The following is a 19,499-nucleotide window of genomic DNA, read 5'->3' as shown; positions in this document are numbered from 1 at the left end:
ACGACGCGATCGAGCCTCGCCCGCGTTCAGCGGCGCAGAGACGGCGCCGTGGGAATGCTCGCCGAGGCTGGAAATGCTGCGTGCGATTGGCGCGCGACGTCCTCGGCGCGGTGCTGAGCGGGGTCCAGCGTGGCCCGGATGCGGCGTTCGGTCTCCGCAGCGTCGAGCTGCTGCGCGTACTCGCGGTGCGTGCGGACGAGGTTCGCGTGGTCGCGGGTGCGGGATTGGTACTCGTCGGCGAGCCGGTCTCGAGCGGCAAGAGGCTCTCCATCGCTTCCGGCAGGTCGGCCGTGTCCGGTCGCGGTGTCGCCGGCGATCCGGGCGTCGAGGTCGAGGAGGGTGCGCCAGGTGTCGTGCAGCCATTGGGTGGCCGTGTCGATCTCAGTGCGGGTCGCCGCTTCTCGCCGCTGGTACTCGGCATGCACCCGGCTGATGTCTAGAACGTGGCCGAGGGGTCGTCGGGCACGGTCGGTCCACGGGACGGGTACCGGTGGGCGGGCGGCGCGGCCAAGTTCGGTGCGGGCGGCGCGGAGCGAGTCGTCGATGCTCACCTCGGGGATGCCGCGGAGCATGCTGTCGGCGACCCGGTCCCGCGCCGCCGCGTCGGTGCCGGCGATCGCGATCGCCTCGTTGTGGCTGCGGCCGCGGGTCATCCCGACGTAGAGCCCGGACGCGTCCACGCCAGGCCCGACGACTGCGGCGTCGGTGGTCTCCCCCTGGATGCCGTGCACCGTGGACGCGTAGCCGAGGTGAACGTGGCGGGCCGCATAGTCGAGGGTGACGGTGCGGATGTCAGCGCTGTCGGCGGTACTGAGCAGTTCCAGGCCGGTGGGGGTGATGTGGCGGATGGTCCAGACGGCCCGGTTCTCGACGCCGGCGTCGCGGTCGTTGCGGCGGGTCTGCACCACGTCACCCTCCAGCAGTCGCTGCTCACCCTGACCGACCGCGATCCGCTGCAGGGGGAGCTCACCGGCATCGACCCGGCGCTGCTGGATGGCCTCGTTGATCGCGTCGGCTTCGTCGTTGGTGCCGGTGACCAGGGCGACGCGGTGGTGGTCACGGGTCCACCGGAAGTACGCGTCGACCATGATGTCGCGCGCCTGAACCTGGTCGGATACTCGATGGATCAGGCCGCGCTCATCCAACTCAGCGGCGACCGCTAGGGCGGCTTCCTTGGACGCGGGTTCCCGCATCCGCAGCGTGAGAGCGGCGTAGTCCGGGTCGCGGAACCGGTGCACGGCGGTGAGTTCGACGACGGCAGTGGCGCGTCGGGTGAGGGCGGCCATCGCGCCGGAGTGGCCGACCGGGCGGGCCTGCAGGTGATCGCCGACCATCGCGATCCCGGCGCCGATATCAGCGGCGACAGTGGCGAGTGCGTTCGCGGTGTGCAGGTCGATCATGCCCGCCTCGTCCACCACGACCCGGTCCCCCGCAGCCAGGGGGAACCGTAGCGGTCCCTGGTACTCGTATCCGGTGGCGGGGTCGAGGTCGCCCGGAGTCAGCCGGGTCCACACCTCGGCGCGGGCATCGTCGCGTCCCCACCGGTAGCCGTGATCGGCGAGCAGAGCGTGCAGGCTCGACGCCGTGGTGCCGAGCTCGCGGCCGGCGACCGAGGCCGCCTTCTTCGTTGGCGCCACTACGACCATCGCCCTCCCGCGACGGGCCAGCGCGGTCTTCGCGACCCGCAGCATGGTGGTCTTCCCCGCACCGGCGGGACCGGTGACGGACACCAGCCGATCGGTACCCGCGATCGCAGCGGCCGCCTGCACCTGCTCCCGGTCCAGCGCCATCCCATCGCGCAGCACCTCACCCGCGGTCGCGATCACTTCACCCTCGGGTGCCGGGGTTCCGGCGTGGGCGAGGGCGTCCAGTCGTGCGGCGAGTTCGACCTTGAGCGCCGCGGTAGTACTTGCCATGCACCCCTTCACATGGGCGGGCCGGTCGCCCTCCTCTGGCAGGAGGTCGACGGTGAGCTCGACGGCGCGGCGTAGGACCTCATCGATCACCGGTTGCAGCTCCTCGCGCGCGCCGACGACGCCCGACGAGGCAAGCGCGCGGGTCGCGCCGGCGCGCAGGTCGAACTGGCTGAATCGTCCCCCGCAGGCGGCGGAGCGGGCATCCGCGTCCACGCACGCGCGCGCAGCGAGCAGAGCGAAGTCGAGTTCCTCCAATGCGACCGCACGCTCCGTCACCGCGGCTCGAGGCTCCAGGAGGGTGGGGTCGAGGGTGGCGAGTTCGTCGGTGATGAGTTGTTCCCAGGCGGTCTCGTCAATGCTGGCGGGCTTGTTGGGGCGGGCCTTCGCCCATGCGAGTCGGTCGATCTGATGCAGCTGATCCGGGCTCGGATCTTGCCCCGGATGCTCGGCCCGCCACGCGGCGAGCAGCGTTGCACGGTTCGCTTCGATCTGTGTCGACCGCCGAGAGAGTGGCCGCGCCACGTGGGCCAGTTCGGCGATCTCGCCGTCGGTGTTCAGGGTGTATCCGTGGCGGGCGAGCGCGTGCAGCCAGTCCGGGTCGGTGCGGGCGGCGAGCTCCCCCTCCGCGTTGATGACGGTGTGCAGCTTCATCGCGACCCGAGAGTCCACGTTGGACCATTGCCCGTCCTGCCCCAGCACTTTGACGCTCAGCCACAGGTGCCGGTGGATGTGCGGGTCCAGCGCTCGGGAGCGCCGGTGCTGAAGCTCGACGACCTCGACTCGGTGCAGGGCTTCGCGGATGCGGCCGCCGGCGCCGCGGCGGGCATTCAGTTCCGCCTGCCAGGTCGTGATGATCCGATCCCGGAGCCGGTCCTGCAGCGCCTCGAACGCCGCCGCCAATTCTGGGTGGAGGATCGCGGCGATGCTGTACGACTTCGGCGCATTGATCGTGCCGTCGAGGATCAGATCCGCGTCCGCGGATCGCAGGTCTCGACCCCGTCGCTCTCCCGTCGCCGGGTCGCAGCCGTCCATCCACCGCCGCAGCGCGGTCTCGTCCAGCATGTCGGTGCGGATCACGCCGCCGTCGACAGTGAACCGGGTCACGCCCGCCGAGGCATCACCCGCGTAGCCGGCGAGCGCGTCCACCCCCGCCGACCGCAGATGTGAGTCGCACGTCCCCTTCAGCGCGTACGAGATCGCCTGCCGAACCCCGTGCGATCCGACACCTCGCTTCCACCGCTCGAGCCCACCCCGCATTCCACCAGACTAGACCCAAACTGCTTAACTCGAAACGACTTCCACAGAAAGTGCCTGCGTGCATTCCGATTTTCTTGGTCGCGCGCTTCCTCGTCCTTGGTCGCTCGTCGCTCGTCACTCGTCGCTCGCGCGATCTTCGTCAGCGCGGTCTTCTTCCGGGGGCAGCGTCGGCGGGTTCGGACCTTGCGTTCGCAAGCGAAGCCCCTATCGCGCACCCCATCGACCCGGCTATCCGCAACCGCAGTCGCCACAGCTCCGATCGTGCTGCCGCCATCCCGTGGGGCCTCGATCAACGACCCTCTTCCGCACCATCGCGGCAGACGACGCGCGCTTAGGCTTGCCGGATGCCCGAGGAGTTTCGCGTCGTCACGCATCGCGCATTGACCGGCCCACTGCGTGCCGCGCTGCATAGGTTGTTCGACAGCGAGTACCTAGCGGAGTACGGCGCGTGGGATCCGGATCGGCCCTACGGCTACTCGCCCGCCGATGTGCACACCCTCGCCTTCGTGGACTCTGCGTTGGTCGGCCACATCGGGTTCCAGGTCCGGACGATCAGCGTCGGCGAAGCGGAAGTCAGCGTAGCCGGCACCGGGGGCGTCTTGGTAGACGAGGTCGCTCGGGGCAGAGGTCTGGGTCGGCGCCTCATGATGTGCGCGCAACAGGAGATGGGTAAGGACGCGCGCATCGAGTTCGGTTACCTCGGCTGCCGGGAGGAAGTCGTCCCGTTCTATGAGCGCGCAGGCTGGCTGCGGATTCGGGCCGTCGAGCGCCATATGTCGATGCAGGATCCGCAGGCGACGGTGGTGTCCCCCGACAGTCCGCTCCTGATCTTCCCGACTAGGACGGTCGACTGGCCAGTTGGCGACATCGACCTACGCGGCACGCCCTGGTGAGTTCGGGCTGACAGGCAACCGTCGTCGTCCGAGACTGGCGCGCTGAGCGACCGCCTGGCGGGCGATAGAGGGCCGAGTTTGTGTCGTGCTCGTCTGTGGTGGCGCGGATCGGTGGCACGCGGTTGCGCCTCTCCGACGTGGCTCGTTAGAGGTCGCGCGGTGCGAGTGCTCCTTCAGTCGACGTTCGCGTGCCGTTCAAGGAGGGCTTTCGCCCGATCGAGTCCGGTGGCCAGGTTGGTGCGCACCATCTCGCCGATCATCGGTTCGACGAACCGCATCAGCCCCTCGGGCGTGACTTCGATGGTCGCACGCACGTCGCAGTCGTTGCCAGAAGCGGTGAAATCCAGCACCAGCGTTGTGGGCACCGGCCCGGAGGTGCTCACCGTCGCCATCCGCGCAGGGGGATTGAACTGCATCACCCGCCAGTGGAAGTCGCTCTCGCGACCCATCGCGCGAAGGCGCGAATGGATGGTGGTCCCGACCCCCACGGGCGGCGGCGAAGTGAGTTCCTCGAAGACCACCGACTCGTCCCATCTCGAACGCGAACGGGCGTCAGTGAGGAAGTCGAAGACCTCCTGAACAGGTCGTTCGATCCTGATCGTCTCAGTGATGGTGAACATCGGGCTCCCAGCGCGAACGAATGAGCTCTCAGCCTCACACGAAGTGAACGGCAACGAACAGCGCCGGACGCACGCCGGCGTTCCTTCACCGCAAAGTGCACGCTGACCGACCGGCATCCGCGCGGCCGTTCGGCGGGCATTCAGTAAGCGTCCTAGTCGCCAAGGACCAACGACTCTGTCGGCGCGGCGTCGTCCGCTCCTGCTGGCCCTCCCCGATTCGTTGGACGGGGCCAAATCAGGCAGGCGACTAGAGGCCTCTCAGAATCTGCTCCGTGAACTCCTCGAAATCGAGCCCGTCCAGCCTGCTTGCGGCCGCGGCGACCGCCCAGGCGACGTGCGCCGATGCCGGGGATAGTTCATGGTGGGTGCAGACCTGGTCGCCCACCTGGAAGCCTTCTAGGACGTCAGAGACGGTTATGTCCTCCAAGGTCCCCAGCACCGCCAAGGCGGCAACGAGGCGCGGGGCAGCTTCAGCCGGCGCCGCACTCAGGATCCCGCTCATCGCGCGCGCCTGCCAGACGCGGAGGTAGTCCGGCGCGTGGAGCCGCACCGCCTGGAGGATCCGGGTCCAGCTTTCCGCGGGCGCGTCTGCTCGCCACCACGCGGCTCGAGCGATGACGTCGGACGCTGGCGCGAGGTCGGAGGGATGTTGAGCGATGTTGTCGATGAGGTCCTCCACGGTCACGGGCTGGTCAGCTACTCGCAATTCCAGAAGACGTCGAACGAACGCCTGCTGCTCCTCGTATACTTGGGCCGCCGTGTCGGCGGTGGCTGCCTCGTCAAGGCGAGAGAGGCGGAGGCCTTCGAGTAGGTTGACGGTACCGAAGGTCGGGATGCCGAGATCCTTCGCGAGGCGTCGCTGGGCCAGGTCGTCCGACCATAGCGCCGCCCGTTGTCTGCCGGCTGCTTCGAGCGACGTCACCCAGGCTCCCAGTTCGAGACCGTTCAACGGGCTCGCGAAGCTAAGCTCATCTCCGACGTCGATGGCGAGCAGACCGCGGGTGGCCTGTTCGACGTCTTCGCATCGACGAAGCGTCTCCATCTGCGCGGCGGGGTCGAACTCGGTCATGTATGGGTTTCCGTCGGCGTCGACTCCGAGCGTTCCGCCTGAGCCAGTCGCACTTCGAGCCGTGGCCACCGACATCTGAGCGTCGCTGCGCTGCGCGGTGGAGATTGCGACGACGTTGAACTGCCCCTCGCACTCGCTCCACACGTCCAGGTGGATGGCAAGTTCCACTGCCGACAGATCGACGACGACGCGCCCGTTGAGAGCGGCGAGCGCGACCTCGGTCTCTCTCGCGTGATCGGCGGAGTCGGGTGAGGACGCAATCCGAGCCTGACGGTATCTGTCCGCCAGCAGAAGCCCATACGGGTCGTTTCGAATCTCGCTGACGAAGCCGATTGGGATCGTGCCGGCGGCGACCTGACGAGCGAGAGCGCGCAGCGGTCTTACCCTCTCGGGCGGAAACATCCGCTTCAACTCGTCGACAAGGGTGCCCACGTCCGCGTTGATGCTGCGGATCGCGAGGTGGTCCCCATGTTCGTCGATAAGGCCCTGCATCACCTCGAACGCCCGGCGATGAATGTCTCCGTCCACGAGGGGGCGAGCATCGCTAGCCCGCGCACCATCAGCGTCGCCCGACGGAGGCGTCCCTCGAGTATCGAGAATGACCGTTCCCACTAAGGACGTGGCGAGCTGCGGAGTGATCCCTTCCGACAGGGAGAGCGTCACCGCGAAGCTCGCGGTGGATTCCGTCCAGCCCGTCGCAGTCACGACTCGCAGCCAGATCATGATTTCGGGTTCTGTCTCCGGATCGATGCGAAGTTCGTCGAGAAGCGCGCGGGCACCCAGGGGGTCTCCCATTGCGACCAGGCTCTGCAGCAGGTTCCAGAATCCGTCGCGAGGGAGAACGGGCGACTGTGCGATGAGCTGCCGGAAGTGATGGACTGCTAGATCCCACTGCTGGAGGTCGCCGTAGTGCTGGCCCAGCAGCCTGTGCGCCTCGTACCGGGGCTGGCCCGCGAGCAAACTCTTGGCGAGCGCATCGTCGAGCAGCGCCAGCGCGCCATGCTCGTCATCATCGAGGAAAAGCGCCTTCACTTTGCTGGAGATGAACGAGGCGTTCGCGTAGATCGCAAAATACAGGTCGCAGGCTTCGGCGGCGTCGTGATACCGGTCGAGGTCGATGAGGACCTGGATGACTACCTCGGCGGCGGTGATCTCGGTCTTGGCGAGCACACGGAGCTTGGGGAGGGTGCCAACGGGATCGTCGCGGGTCGCCGCAATGACCCTGACCAGCTCGGCGTACGGCTTCAGGGGCTCCAGCTCGGTCATCCGGACGCTCTCGTCTACCCCATACAGCGCGAGGTCCAGCGCGGCTCGAAAAACCAGTTGCGCGTCGCGAGCGTCTAGAGTGCGGCTGAGCATCATTCGTTCGTGAGCGATGAGCTCCTCACGCGTGGCGCCCCGTGCGAGTCGCGCCTCCTCAGCGGCGAGCTCACGATCCGTCGGGTCGGCGATGATCTCGACGATGCCCGGAAGTAGATCGAACCTCTCAAGGTGGCGCGCTACGTCAAGGGCGATGAGCGCGACCTCCGTCGACTCGGCCTCCGTCCTAGACGCGGTTCCGGTCGGTGGGCGCGTGACCGTCTGCAGCGCTTCGTCGTATCTCGAGTCGAGAGCCAGTGTGCGCGCGTACGCGGCGAGTGCGCCGTCGGTCTCGTTCGTCCACCGCCGTCGGGCCGTCAGCGCCTCGAAAGCGAAGTCGCGGGCTGCCTTCAGGTCTCCCGACTCCGAGTGGGCGGAAAGATGGCGTCGGCAATGGAGCCTGGACAGCTCGAGGCGGACAGCGCTCTGCTCGTTGGATCCGTCCAAGACCGACGTGAACAAGTGGATGGCCTCGGAGTCGTCTCCTCGCCGGGAGGCCATGTTGGCGAAGTAGGCGGTCGAACGCAGATCGATCCTCCCTTCGAGCTCCTCGGCATAGTACGGATCGGCGGGTCGAAGGAAAGCCATCGCGACGAGCGCGGCAGAGTCGGACGGGTCATGAGCGTACGCGGATTCGGCGAGCCTGAGCGCCTCAGCGTCGTCGATGTTGAGCAGCATGAGAGCTGCATCGCCGAGATCGGTCGCGCGCATCTCCGGACGAAGATCAGCGAGACGGACGAAGGCGTCCGCCGCCTCACGGAACCGGGCATGGTCGCGAGCGTAGAGCGCGACCGCAGCCCATGCGACTGCACCATGCCGGTCTAGCCACGTGCGTCGGGATCGCACGAGCTCTGCGATGGCCTCTTGGGGGTTCCCCCGCCCGGCTGCAAGGTCCGCGGCGAGGGAGGCCGCGGCGAGCGAGGCCGTCTTCCGAAGCTCGTCAAGTCGAACGACCGAGGCGGGCGGCAGCCGCTGGCTGTTCATCTCGTAGAGCAAATCGGTGTTCTCGAGGTACCTACTGGTGAGCCCTTGCCATTCGTCGGACGCCGCGGAAACGTCATTCGCCCGCGGGACGAGGACTTTGAAGTTCTTGCCCGTTGACATCAAAGTGTTGGAGTCGATGACCTGCCAGAAGCATCGATGCGACTCAGGGTCCGCGAGCACCAGCAGCACAGGCAGCGAGTGATTGAGCCAGTAGTCGGCGTGCTTCGCGGTGACCGGAAAGTACCAGCCGTCCTCGGTCGGAGTCTTGAAAGCGCTGGGCCCACCCTTGATCTGCAGGGCTATGAGCTCCCCAGTTGCCTGTTCGTCTCTGGTGATCTCGACGTGTGCGTCGATGCCGAAGTCACTGGTCTCCTGACTGCGGAACAACCACCCGAGGCCGTCAAGTACGACCGTCTCGGTGAGCGAGACGGATCGCCGGTTCGTCAGCTCGGTCGCAATCTGGGAGGCCACAGCCGTATTTCATCACGAGCCGCCGTCATCGCAGGCGAAAAGACGCTGCGAGCGAGATAGAGGCGTGCTCGAGAGCAAGCCGACCTGGGCACGCCGAACGCGCGCTGCCCGTTTGAGGATCAGAGTCCACGGCGCCACGTTCGAAGACATCACGAACCACTTCGGCACTGCGCTTCGAGCCGAACTCGACTGGACCCCGCGAAATCGAACAGTCCGCCACGATGTAACGTTTGCACTCACGGGCGTTACGTGATGCGCGCTGGGCGTGTACGCCCATACCGGCATACTTCGAGGGTGGGGCTTCTCGACGACATTATCGACGGCGCTTCTTCGGACGGCATGAGCACGACGAACCTGCTGCGGAAAGTGCAGACTCTCGCGCATCGTGTCGGCGCGGCGGAGTTGCGGGCATGGGCGCGCGCGGAACTCGACGGGTATGCGCTCGAAGCGCCGCTCCCGCCTTACCGAGGACCGTTTCCAGCGACGGTGCGCGCCACCTGGACGGGCCCCTTCGGCTCGGGTGCCACGACGACAATGTCTTCGGCTGGCACGCCGCCCGAATTCGCGCCGTGGTTCGAGTACCGATTCCAGCAGGGAATCCCCGAACTCGAGGATATGGCGGGCAAGAACGAAGAACTCGGGCAGGCGTGGGACTCGCTCGCCATCGGCAGATACAACAAGCTCGTGGAGCAGGGTCGGGTCCCCCGCATCGAGATGATGGGTCTTTTCGCCGCGCACCGGATTGTGACGCCGGCGCTTCTCAGGTCGATCGTGGAGAGCGCGCGGACGAAGGCGTTGGATCTGGCGCTCGATCTGCAGGCCGCGAACCCTCAGGCTGGCGAGGTGGGCGGGCCGACCCGCGAGGACCCCGCGATCGACCGCGCCGTGAGCATCAATGTCATGCACATCTACGGCGACGGTGCGAACATCGCGCAGGGCTCCGGAATCACTCAGACGTCTACGGTGACGAAGGGAGACATCCCCGGGCTCGCGAAGGCTCTCGCGGAGCTACTCGCGGACCCGAAAGCAATTGGTGAAGCCATCGCCATCATCACCGGCGACGATTCCGAGCCAGAGAAGAAGTCGAAGCTCCAGAAACTCGGGAAAGCGATCGGCGCCGGTGCCGTGAACCTCGCGACAGGGGTGGCCAGCGACGTGGCGGCACGCGGCATCCTCGAGCTCGCTGGGCAGTTCCTCGGTTGGTGATTCAGGGAAGTTGATAGGCGGCCAGCGTCCGGGAGGCACTCGACGACCGCCACCGCGCGACACCCCAAACGCGCACGGCCGAGTGACGATCGATCGCGTTCTCGCGGCACGCTATCGTGAGTTGGTTGTGGTCGTTGCTTGCTAGCTGGCAACAGCGGTCCATGGCTCGAGGCGGTCCTCGCGGCACTAATCGTGTTCTTCACCCTCACCGAAATCATCTGTTCAATCAGCTCGGTTGTGAATGAAGCAACAGGAAAGGTGGTGGCCATGGTCACATCGTCACTTCACGGAGTTCTCGTATCCGTGACCGTTCTCGGGCCCTGGCTCGGAGGCAACGAACGCGCTGCGCAGCACTGACGAGCAGATCGAGTGCGCGTTGACAGTCCCGGGTCCGAGCGCCGCCCGATTGGGGATCACGCAAGGAATCCCTCGGTCAGGCAATCGGCTTTATGGGCGCGCCGATACCGCAGTGCATTTGCTGAGTCCATTACGTATGTAGCATGCCCACTCGTGAGCTCACGGTAGAGCACCTCGAGCCCACCGCGGTGCAACTGGAAGACTGGCGTCAGATACTCCGCCTTGCGAAGGCGCACAGCGCAACCTTGGGGTTTCTTCCCGATTCCGCGTTCGCCGATCGCCTTCGCAAACGCACGCTGATCGCGGCCAGGATCGACGGGGAGGTTGTCGGCTATTGCCTATATGACCTACCGCGCGCGGGTCACATCAAGCTAGTTCACGTTTGCATCGCTGACGACGCACGGGGACTCGGAGCTGGAAAGTCGTTGATTGATGAAGCCATCGGACGCAACCCGGCGGCGATCGGAGTTCTCGCGTATTGCAGGCGAGACTACGAGGGCCTAGACCGTTTCTGGGAATCCGCTGGTCTTGCGCCGCGCGGCGAGAAGGCGGGGCGCGCAGTCTCGGGCTCAATCCTGTGCGCCTGGTGGAGACCACTTGGCGCCCTCGACTTGCTTGAAGAAGCGGCCATGGGTGCAGGGCTCCCGCTCGTCGCCTACGACACAAACGTCGTATCGGATCTCTACGCATCCACGAGCGTGATCCGTCCCGATCGAGAGTCATCGCTCGGCCTACTCGCAGGCTGGCTCCAGGCTGCGATCGTGCCAGTTGTGTCACCCCGCGTGGACGTAGAACTCAATGCAATCTCGGATCGCAGCGAGCGCGAGCTGCAGCGGGAGCGGTCGCAAGAGCTGATGAGGCTTCGCTCGACCCGAGCTGACGATGACACCTTGCTGAAGCAGCTGCTCGAGGAAGTCGGCGACGCCACCCTTGCCGTCGATGAGTCACTACGCAACGACTTTTGCCATCTCGTAGACGCGATCACTGCTGGAGCTTCGTTCCTCGTGACCAACGACGAGAAGTTCATCCACGTCGCAACTCGCGCCCTGCCAGAAGACACTGGCGTGCGAGTCGTCCGCCCACATGAACTCGTGGCCGAGATGCTCGACCGATTGGATCTGCCTACGTTCCGGTCTCGCCTTATCGAGTCACTCGATCTGGAGTGGTGCCCCGCATCCGCCTGGCCCATAGAGGAACTGGCGTCCAAGTTCGTCACGCACGAGACGCAGGAGCGGGCATCAACGCTCGCTCGGCGGCTCCGCGCCGCGATCTCGCAGCACCCAACGACAACGAGAGTGCTGTCGGACCCATCGGGCCGTCCGCTAGCACTAGTCGCGGAAGATCGAAGTGGACCGGCGCTGCAGGTCTCCATCCTTCGAATCGGTCGTGGCGAATCGTCAACGACAATCGCAATACAACTCGCGAGGCACCTGCGGTCCGTTGCCCGACAGAACAGCCTCACCACGGTCGACGTCACCGACGCTCAAAGAGGCCCGGTTATTCAGGCGGCGCTTGCCCAGGACGGTTACGTCGGAAGTGACCCAGCACGCGCAATGCTTATAGATGATCGGGCCAGCGCAACGGAGTACGACGTACCGATGGTTGATGGTGAACCTGATCTGCAGGCCGTACGCGAACTCGAACGCCGGCTATGGCCATTGGTGCTTATCGATCTCGCCGTTCCCACCTATGTGATTCCCGTCCAACCTGGGTTCGCCGAGCTCTTGTTCGGCATCGACCGAGGCGCGCTATGGAGCGACCGCAAGCGTGGCCTCGGTCTCTCGAGAGAGCATGTCTACTACAGCGGGTCCGCCCGGCCAGTGCCCGAGCAAGGCTCGCGCATTCTCTGGTATGTCACAAGCGACCGCAGCGGGGCCGTTCGGAAAGTGATGGCCCATTCACGAACGTTGGACGTAACCCGCATGCCGCCCGCGGCAGCCCATCGAGCAAACGCGCACGTCGGTGTGTTCACGCTCCGGCACATCGAGGGCGCGGCGTCCCGCGACGGGATGGTGACTGTCGTACGGTTCGAGGACACTGAGATCTTGGAGCACCCGGTGGGCGGGCAAGAGTTGGAGGAGCTGATGAGGAACCACAACGTGAGGCACCCGCTGATGTCGATACGTCGCGTAGACCCGCAGTTCTTTGACAGCATCCTCCGACGACAGCCGTTTGGAGCTTGATGACCGCCGTTCTACTGTCGGTGCGACCCCGATATGCCCACGCGATCTTGGCTGGCACCAAGACCGCGGAAGTCCGCCGCAGATTTCCGCGCCAGCCTCCCGGGACGACGCTCTATCTCTATTCGAGCACGCCTGATCGGGCGGTTCTTGGCACCGCGCAGCTAGAAGCGATCGACCGCCCCAGTGCGGACCGCGTGTGGAATCTGTACCGAGATCAAATCGAAATCGAGAAGGCGGCGCTCGGCGACTACCTCTCAGACCTCGAAGCGGCTGCGATCCTGCGCATCAACAACGTCCGCCGATGGATGCACCCGGTGCCTCTGCGCGACCTACGTCTACGCCTTGGTATCGAACCACCCCAAAGCTTCCGCTACTTGACAGACGAACACATTGGGATCCTGGAGGTACTACGCAGGCGGGAAGCAAACGCTTTGTCGTGGTCAGTGGCTGGCGCATAGCAGGGATATACGCCAGCACGAGCTCTCGCACGTGTTCCATTCGATCCGGAGTGCGCGGGAGCCCCCGCCAGCGCGCACTGCCCGCAAGAGGATCCACGTGCACGGCGGGGTGCCGCTACCGCGCGATGCCCGGATACGGATCGACTTCGCTCAGGACCCTGATCCGGTGAAGACTCGGTGACGACTGGGTCTGGCCGGATTAGCTACACACGAGTTCGACTGGTGTCCCGGCCAAAGCGGGCGTGGGCCCCTCCGATGCTGAGGAGGAAGTGGGGGTGGCCGTGTTCTACGGCCGCCTCCCTTCGCCGGTTACTGACGCTGCATCTCGACAGTCATGGTCACGCCCATGGCAGTGAGCTCGTAGCTGAGTACACCGTTGGCATATGCGAACGTCTTGGTCGGATCCTGCGAAGCCAAGAGTGCGTTCTCCAGGGCGGTGGCGTCCGCCTGCGATTCCCACGAGTATGTCTCGGTGTCCTCGGTCGGCGCTGCGTAGGTACCCACCCAGTAGATGGCCTTTGTGGAGTCTGCGTCGTTGACCCAGTTGACGTCGATGCGGTCGGCGCTGATTGTGGCCGCCTGGTAGGAGTCGGCGGACTTCGAGTTGGTCTGCTTCCATTCGCCGGTCAGGTCGAGAGGCTCAGCTGGGGGAGCTTGCGTTTCCTCGGGTGTGGCCGACGACGAGGCGGGCCCGCCGGCGCTCGTCGAGTCCGGGTCAGCGGCGGAGCAACCCGTGAGGAGGAGGGCGGCGATGGCGAGCGGTGCTAGGAAGCGGTGATTCACGGACTGAATCCTATGGACCGGCAATGACACACAAGAAGCGACGCTGCATGCCGTGATCGAACCGTGAGACGCGACTCGCGCCCGGAGTTGATCGAGGTCGGCGCTGAGGCATGGTCGTGCGAATTGCCGGCGCTGTCGACCGATAGCGTGGCGGATATGAGAACCATTGGGGGAATGGCGACGATTCTCGCCGCGTCGCTTCTGCTTACGGCATGTGGAGCCACGGACGAGGAGGCATCGACGAAGCCGCCGGCCGCCGCTTCGACGCCATCTGCAGAGCCGGCCGCCCAGGTCGAGCCGCTGCCGTTCAACGCCAGCGGCTACCTGGGTGGAACAGCGCAGCCGAACTTGGGGGACGGCGACCCAGGGGAGGTATCGGTCGTGCAGGTAGGACCGCTCGACGCCGTCAGCGGAACTCTGATCTTCGCGTTTCGAAACAACACAAGCGACGGAATCTCGCACGTCGACTGGACGGCAACCGCGCGCAGCGGAGGATCCATCGTCGCCACCGGCAGCAGTCAGGGGACGACACCAGCGCAGCTCCAGCCTGGTGAGGTAGGGCTCGCGTACATCTTCTTCGAGAACGCGGACGCCATTCCCGCCGACTCCGAGTACGAGTTTGAGGTGAGCACGAGTCCGGTCGACACCAGCCCGTACAACACGGCGCCGCTGACCGTCAGCGAGGCGAATGTGTCGGGAGACGCCATCGTCGGAAGCGCCACGAACGCGACGGGGGCGGAAACAGTCGGCCCCTACGCTGTTTCGGTGTACTGCTTCGAGGGGGACTCGCTCGTGTCGAGCCTGATCACCTTTGCCGAGCAAACCGAGGAGGTTGCCGACGGCGGCACCGTCACGTTCTCCGCAAGCCTGTTTGGGGAGTCGTGTCCCGCCTTGTCCGTCGGAGTGAGCGGATACTTCTCGTAAGTACGCCGACAGAAGGGCTTCGCTGGTACGGCAGCGGAGCCCTTCACTGTCTCCAACATCGCGCTGGGAGCGCTAAGTCGAGAAGTTGAACCAGCCCTACCCACTGAGGGTCCCCCGCCTGCAAGAGGATGCCCTCGCACGCGTCTGGACCCGCACGCGAGCCGCCTCCTTCGCGCAATGCCCGAACAAGGATGGTAGGAGAGGCTGGGCCACGACTTCAAGCTCAGCGGGCGTCAGATGGCGGACGACTGACGACCTTCTGCCAGTATTTGGCCGTGGGGAAGAACGACCTGAACAAGCGCGTCCTGGACATCGCTGCAGCCACGGAGGCCGAGGCTCAGCGTGCTGCAGACGTGGGCGACTTGGCTGAGGCCAAGCGTGTCATCTCGAACGGCATCCGCGATCTTCGTGACTACAAACGGGAGCTCACCGAGGCCGAGCGGTTAATCCGCGAGCAGTTCCAGGATGCCAAGTTGAAGAACCGCGCAACGGGTCAGACAGTCGGCATGTTCGTCGGCAGTAAGACGCGTGCAGCCATGGCTCGAGGCCGTGCGGCGGAAGGTCGTCGGTTGGCGTCGAGCCAGGCTGCAGCATTGCAGCCATACGCGGCCGCGAAGGCCACCGTAGACCGAGCGATCGCCGCCATGGACCGCGCCAAGGCAGATGTGACGAACGAAGCTGCGAGGATACGCGAGGGAAAGCCATCATCGGGCACGAGCACGACGAGCGTGCAGGCGCCGGCGACGCAACCAGAGGCCCCTCCCACCGCCCCACCGCCTCCGCCGCCCGTCCCCGCTCAGTGGGCCGCTGATCCGCACGGCCGTCACCAGCATCGGTGGTGGGATGGAGCACGCTGGACCGAGCACGTGTCTAACGACGGAGTTGTGACCGTCGATCCGGTCTAGCGGCCCGCGAAGCGCAGCGCCAGGCTCTCCCCGGATCGCGCTGCCCGCGACGGGCTGGCTCCTGGCAGTGCCCGCTTAGGGATGTCAAACGAACTCGTTAGGCGGCGTACTCTCGGTGCCTTGATCGGACGATGCCCGATTGGGCATCGGGACGCGAACGTTCACCTAACCCGTCTAGGAAGCGATCGGGTCGCGATGATTCTCGGCCTCAGCCTCTGAGGTGGTCTGGGGATGGAGAGCCCAGATCGGCCAGCCTTCAAGGTCGGCGCGCTCCTTGTCAGTGAGCGTGCTGACGCAATAGCGTATGTCCGCCTCGTCGCCGAGAAGAATGGCACAGCATGCGTCGACGACGTTCGCTTGGTCCACGTTCGCGCGCATCACGCTCTTGCGGAAATTGCGTACGGCGTCCCGCTCGGCGTTCGTGAACTCGCTCCGACGTGACTGGATTTGCCACCGATTGATGAGATTGGGGGACGAGTCACCCTCCTTGCGAATCAGCCAGTCGTTGAGGTTCTGCGCCGCGGCGAGGAGATCCTCGCTCTGAAGCGTCTGCGGATCGTCCGACGCGCTGATTAGGTGGAGCACCTTCCGATTCGCAAGCGCGTGAGCGATCCGTTTATCTTTTACCGCTTCGTATGCGCCCACGATCCCCTCGAGACGCAGATTGAGCGTCGTTGCCAGATCCACGGGTTCCAAGCCTTCGTAGGCCGTTCCTTCAATTTCTTTGACCTCGCCTTCTTCGCCAACGGAGTAGATCCTGAACTGAGATCGGTTGGCGGGGTCGAACAGATCGAAGAAGCGCCAATAATGGTCCTCGCCTCCAGGGACCGCCATCAATGTCGCCCGTGAACCGCCAAGGTTGAGGTCAAACCGTCCGGCGCCACCATCTTCGGCGTGGAGTGCGTCACCAAGAATCAAGGCCCTGCGAATCGCGAGCAATGTCTTCAGCTCCTGAGCGTCAAGGGCCGAGGGCTGCACCAGCGCGGCATCGACCTGCAGCTTTTCGAGCAGTTCAGTGACCTCTCGGAGCCTGCGACGTTGGGTGAGGAGCGCCTCGGGAGCTGGGTTCGGGGCGGTCGCTGGAGTGTATGTGTTTCCATCAATGACGACCGGCTGCCCATCGCTAACGTTGACGAAGAAGTCGAGTGCGTTCAGCTCATCCAGCACGCTCCCCGCGCTCGTTACCTCGATGCTGAGATCCGCGGACTGATCGGAGGTATCGAGTACGAGTCGTAGCGAGGGAGAGAGATCAAGCGCCACGCGGTGTTCGTCGAGTTGCGTGACCAGCGCCTTCGCGTAGGACGTGCCGCCGGCGACTACGGTGATGTCTCGCTCGTGCTGAATGTAGCTGCTCGGCAAGATCTCGAGGTCGACATCGACGGGGATGTTCAGACCGCCCTCGGTGTGGACGACGACGGCGAAGTCGGTCTTTGCGAGGTCGAAGACTGCAGGGCGTGAGAGATCAATGCCACCCGTCGAGTAGAGCGTGAACCGATGACGTTGATCGAGCAAAGCTGGGTCGGATCCGAGGGACATGTTCTGGTTCTTGGTGTTGAGTGCGAACAGCACAATCTGTTCGATCTCGGCTGGCCCGCCAGGTAGCACCCTGAACGGGATACTCTTCGTGTTCTGATCTGCTTTCATTTCTCCGATCAGGCGATTCAGCTTGAACGGGTTGAGGACGGCGTAGAAGATTCGTCGTTGGCGCGTGTCAGGGTGGAGTGCGACGTAGAAGTAGACCCCTCCGCCGTCATCGCGTAGGAACGTCAGCACTTCGCGCTCGACTGCGTAGGAGGTCGTCTCCTTCTTGAAGATCTTCCTGTTGTGATGTGAGCGACCCTTGACCTGAACAGCAACGCGGCCTACAAGGTCGGCGTTCTTGCGGTCGATACCCGCGTACACGTCGATGTGACCATCAGTGATGGGGGTCTTATCGTTGTGAGCAATCTGCGGACTCAACCGCGGACAGTACGCAATTGCCTCATTGATCGCGCCCACGGCCACGATCTCTGCATCGAACATTCACTCAGTCTGGTCTAGAGAAGTCGCTACTTCTTACACGCATCGATGCGTGTTGGCGGCTCGCGGCCTCCCTCAGGCGGGTCGTGACCTGCATTCACCAACGCGGGCATGTGGACGAGGTAAACAGCACCCGGGACCCCTCAGGGGTCACTGTTACGAGTCGGTCCCGATGCGCAGGCCACTAGCGCGTGTGACCTCTTGCCTCGTTCTAATCGTCGTGCATGCCGGCGGTCCGACAAGTGGCGCTAGCAGGCCCAGAAACGCAAGGTGGCCGGACAGGGGGTCGCACGCGCACACCCGCCCGCGTCCTTCGTCCTTCGGGCATCGCTCGCATAGGGATCGGGGTCCAGGAGCGTCGAACGCGTTCGCTTCCATAGCAGGGCGGGATCAACCACGGGGCGTTGCCGACCTCCGCCCTCTATGCCCGGTGGAGGTTTCTGGATACTGTGACGGCGTGCCAATTGATGAGTCATTGCTGGTGGATCTGTCCATCGTGACCGCAACGGCTAAACTGCCGGACGACACGACTCTCGCGGAGTTCAACGATTTGACGCGTGAACTCAGAGATGTCATCTACTTCGCGACACCGGAATACGCTGAGGCCGACTGGCGCGCTGGTCGACGGGCGTCGGACGCCCTCTTGGTCCGAGTTCAGTACGGCAGCGACTTCGTAGTCGCAGTCGGCGTCGCTACGGCGGTGGCAACTGTAATCAGCATCCTCGCGGGGTCGCTCGAGAAGATCGCCGCCGCATACGAGAAGTTTCAACTCGGACGGCTCCATGGGCAAGAGTTGCGCGAGCGAAGGGAAAGGCGAGGGTCGGCACCGACCGCCGAGGAACAGGCGGCCGATCAGGACCTCGAGCGCATCGCCAGCCAAGTACTCGTGGAGGACCTCGCACCGCTGCAGAACGCCCCCGCTCGTCCGCCCATCGACGTGGACCGTCTGAACGAGCTGTCGACGCACGCCGAAGGCTCGGGCTACGGGACGCCACACATATCGCGCAGCCTTGCCAATCTGGTCAAGAGCGGCGTATCGATAGGCGTGGTGACGTCGACATATCGGCGAGCCTGACCGCGCGGGCTGGGGTCCCTAATCGCGCTCACGCTCTCAGGGGCAACCGCGCCCGCGATCGCTCAGCGCCAGACTGAACAGAGCCGGCGAGATCCCTCATCCCCACCCAATGTCCCTCTTACGGTCATAGCTCGCATGAGGATCGGATGGGGTGAGGCGGAGTTCCGATCGCGTACGCTCACGACATGGAGCCGTACACCCCCGTCGAATTCGCACGTTTCCTCGGGTATCGCAACGAGGCTCGGCCAGGATTCGTGGTCCGCAACTATCTCCGCGCTACGTATCCCGATCACGTGAAGAACTCGCGGTGGGAGTTGACCGAAGCAGAAGCCGCCGACGTGCTGGCGAACGTGCCGAGAGCTCAGCTCGAAAGCGACGCGTAGTCTCTCTCGCGTCACGCCAGTTTGGCGAGCGCTGTGGCGGTCCATCGGTTGCGGGCTGCCGCCTGGGCGGACGTCAGGTGCCAGGCGTGGCAGGTCTGGCACGGGTGGATCCCAACCTCGCCCCGCGCAGGATGCTCGCTGCGGATGCGGCGGAGCACGCGCGCGGCGATGGCCGGTGTCGGATAAGGGCGTTTCTGGCAGGCGGGCATCGCCGCTCCCTTCGAGTAAGGAAACGACGCGCTCCGGCCTAGTCTGCCGACCAACGTCCGAGCCTGCGGCGGTGTCAAACCCAGGCCCTGCGGGATGCCAGTCAGGACTTACACCGAGATCAGCATGCCCGAAGCAGTTATCGCCTCGCAATCACCACCCGATTGCAAGGTTTCATCGCCAGTCGAAACCGCGCGCCTCCAGGTATGGCCTGGCCATCAGGGCGTCGAGCGAGTAGCGCTCGACGTCGCCCCGCGCGTTGGTGACAGTGATGAATCGTCCATGCGGGTCTTCGTGAGCGACGATCTCTTCGAGTTCGTTCTCGAATGTAGCCTCCTGCAACGGCCAACAGCCGCGGCACTCGTGTCCGTCACCAGACTCGACTCCGTGGGCCATGTGCTCCTCTCTGAGCGGCTGGGTGTGTCCAGGC

The 19,499-nt window shown here is 65.0% G+C and carries 14 protein-coding genes; 8 read left to right on the top strand and 6 right to left on the bottom strand.

The features are described 5' to 3' along the window. Nucleotides 1-26: 26 nt before the first annotated feature. Nucleotides 27-3,173 (bottom strand): AAA family ATPase, encoded by a 3,147-nt coding sequence (locus IM767_RS05470; protein WP_109211322.1) that lies wholly within the window; start codon nt 3,171-3,173, stop codon nt 27-29. Between the two features lie 344 nt (nt 3,174-3,517). On the opposite strand from IM767_RS05470, the gene IM767_RS05465 reads away from it, so the two are divergent. Next, nucleotides 3,518-4,066: a GNAT family N-acetyltransferase gene (locus IM767_RS05465; protein ID WP_109211323.1), complete on the top strand. Its 549-nt coding sequence runs from the start codon at nt 3,518-3,520 to the stop codon at nt 4,064-4,066. Between the two features lie 173 nt (nt 4,067-4,239). Here the strand turns inward: IM767_RS05465 and IM767_RS05460 are convergent, their stop codons facing one another. Next, nucleotides 4,240-4,686, bottom strand: a complete 447-nt coding sequence (locus IM767_RS05460) for an SRPBCC family protein (RefSeq protein ID WP_109211324.1) — start codon at nt 4,684-4,686, stop codon at nt 4,240-4,242. Nucleotides 4,687-4,933: 247 nt separating this feature from the next. Next, a complete protein-coding gene (locus tag IM767_RS05455) occupies nt 4,934-8,569 on the bottom strand; it encodes a DUF4365 domain-containing protein (protein ID WP_109211325.1) in 3,636 nt (1,211 codons plus the stop codon). A gap of 294 nt (nt 8,570-8,863) precedes the next feature. Between IM767_RS05455 and IM767_RS05450 the strand changes: the two genes are divergently transcribed. The 3 genes from IM767_RS05450 to IM767_RS05440 all read left to right on the top strand — a co-directional run bounded on the left by IM767_RS05450 (nt 8,864) and on the right by IM767_RS05440 (nt 12,773). Then, nucleotides 8,864-9,775, top strand: a complete 912-nt coding sequence (locus IM767_RS05450) for an AbiTii domain-containing protein (protein WP_109211326.1) — start codon at nt 8,864-8,866, stop codon at nt 9,773-9,775. A 500-nt stretch (nt 9,776-10,275) separates the two neighbouring features. Then, on the top strand, nt 10,276-12,315 hold the full coding sequence (locus IM767_RS05445; protein WP_109211327.1) for a GNAT family N-acetyltransferase: 2,040 nt from the start codon (nt 10,276-10,278) through the stop codon (nt 12,313-12,315). Beyond that, complete coding sequence (locus tag IM767_RS05440; protein ID WP_109211328.1) at nt 12,315-12,773, top strand: ASCH domain-containing protein; 459 nt, start codon at nt 12,315-12,317, stop codon at nt 12,771-12,773. Before IM767_RS05445 ends, IM767_RS05440 begins: the two co-directional genes overlap by 1 nt. Before the next feature lie 309 nt (nt 12,774-13,082). On the opposite strand, the gene IM767_RS05435 is transcribed toward IM767_RS05440, so the two are convergent. Beyond that, complete coding sequence (locus IM767_RS05435) at nt 13,083-13,556, bottom strand: hypothetical protein (protein ID WP_109211329.1); 474 nt, start codon at nt 13,554-13,556, stop codon at nt 13,083-13,085. A 174-nt stretch (nt 13,557-13,730) separates the two neighbouring features. Here IM767_RS05435 and IM767_RS05430 point away from each other — a divergent pair, with 174 nt between their 5' ends. Both IM767_RS05430 and IM767_RS21150 read left to right on the top strand, forming a co-directional pair. Then, nucleotides 13,731-14,480: a hypothetical protein gene (locus IM767_RS05430; protein ID WP_198425695.1), complete on the top strand. Its 750-nt coding sequence runs from the start codon at nt 13,731-13,733 to the stop codon at nt 14,478-14,480. A gap of 275 nt (nt 14,481-14,755) precedes the next feature. Continuing rightward, nucleotides 14,756-15,385 (top strand): DUF2510 domain-containing protein, encoded by a 630-nt coding sequence (locus IM767_RS21150; protein WP_198425694.1) that lies wholly within the window; start codon nt 14,756-14,758, stop codon nt 15,383-15,385. Between the two features lie 174 nt (nt 15,386-15,559). Here the strand turns inward: IM767_RS21150 and IM767_RS05420 are convergent, their stop codons facing one another. Then, nucleotides 15,560-17,407: a hypothetical protein gene (locus tag IM767_RS05420; RefSeq protein WP_109211331.1), complete on the bottom strand. Its 1,848-nt coding sequence runs from the start codon at nt 17,405-17,407 to the stop codon at nt 15,560-15,562. A gap of 478 nt (nt 17,408-17,885) precedes the next feature. Here IM767_RS05420 and IM767_RS05415 point away from each other — a divergent pair, with 478 nt between their 5' ends. Together IM767_RS05415 and IM767_RS05410 are read left to right on the top strand one after the other, a co-directional pair. Further along, nucleotides 17,886-18,479: a hypothetical protein gene (locus tag IM767_RS05415; protein ID WP_162564346.1), complete on the top strand. Its 594-nt coding sequence runs from the start codon at nt 17,886-17,888 to the stop codon at nt 18,477-18,479. A gap of 185 nt (nt 18,480-18,664) precedes the next feature. Next, nucleotides 18,665-18,862, top strand: coding sequence for a hypothetical protein (locus IM767_RS05410; protein ID WP_109211333.1), 198 nt, complete (start codon nt 18,665-18,667; stop codon nt 18,860-18,862). A gap of 381 nt (nt 18,863-19,243) precedes the next feature. Here the strand turns inward: IM767_RS05410 and IM767_RS05405 are convergent, their stop codons facing one another. Then, nucleotides 19,244-19,465, bottom strand: coding sequence for a hypothetical protein (locus IM767_RS05405; protein WP_109211334.1), 222 nt, complete (start codon nt 19,463-19,465; stop codon nt 19,244-19,246). Between the last annotated feature and the right edge of the window lie 34 nt (nt 19,466-19,499).

Source organism: Microbacterium ureisolvens (genome assembly GCF_015278315.1).
Classification (GTDB): domain Bacteria; phylum Actinomycetota; class Actinomycetes; order Actinomycetales; family Microbacteriaceae; genus Microbacterium; species Microbacterium ureisolvens.
Note: the sequence above shows the minus strand (reverse complement) of the source record. Positions and strands in the feature narration are given on the sequence as shown.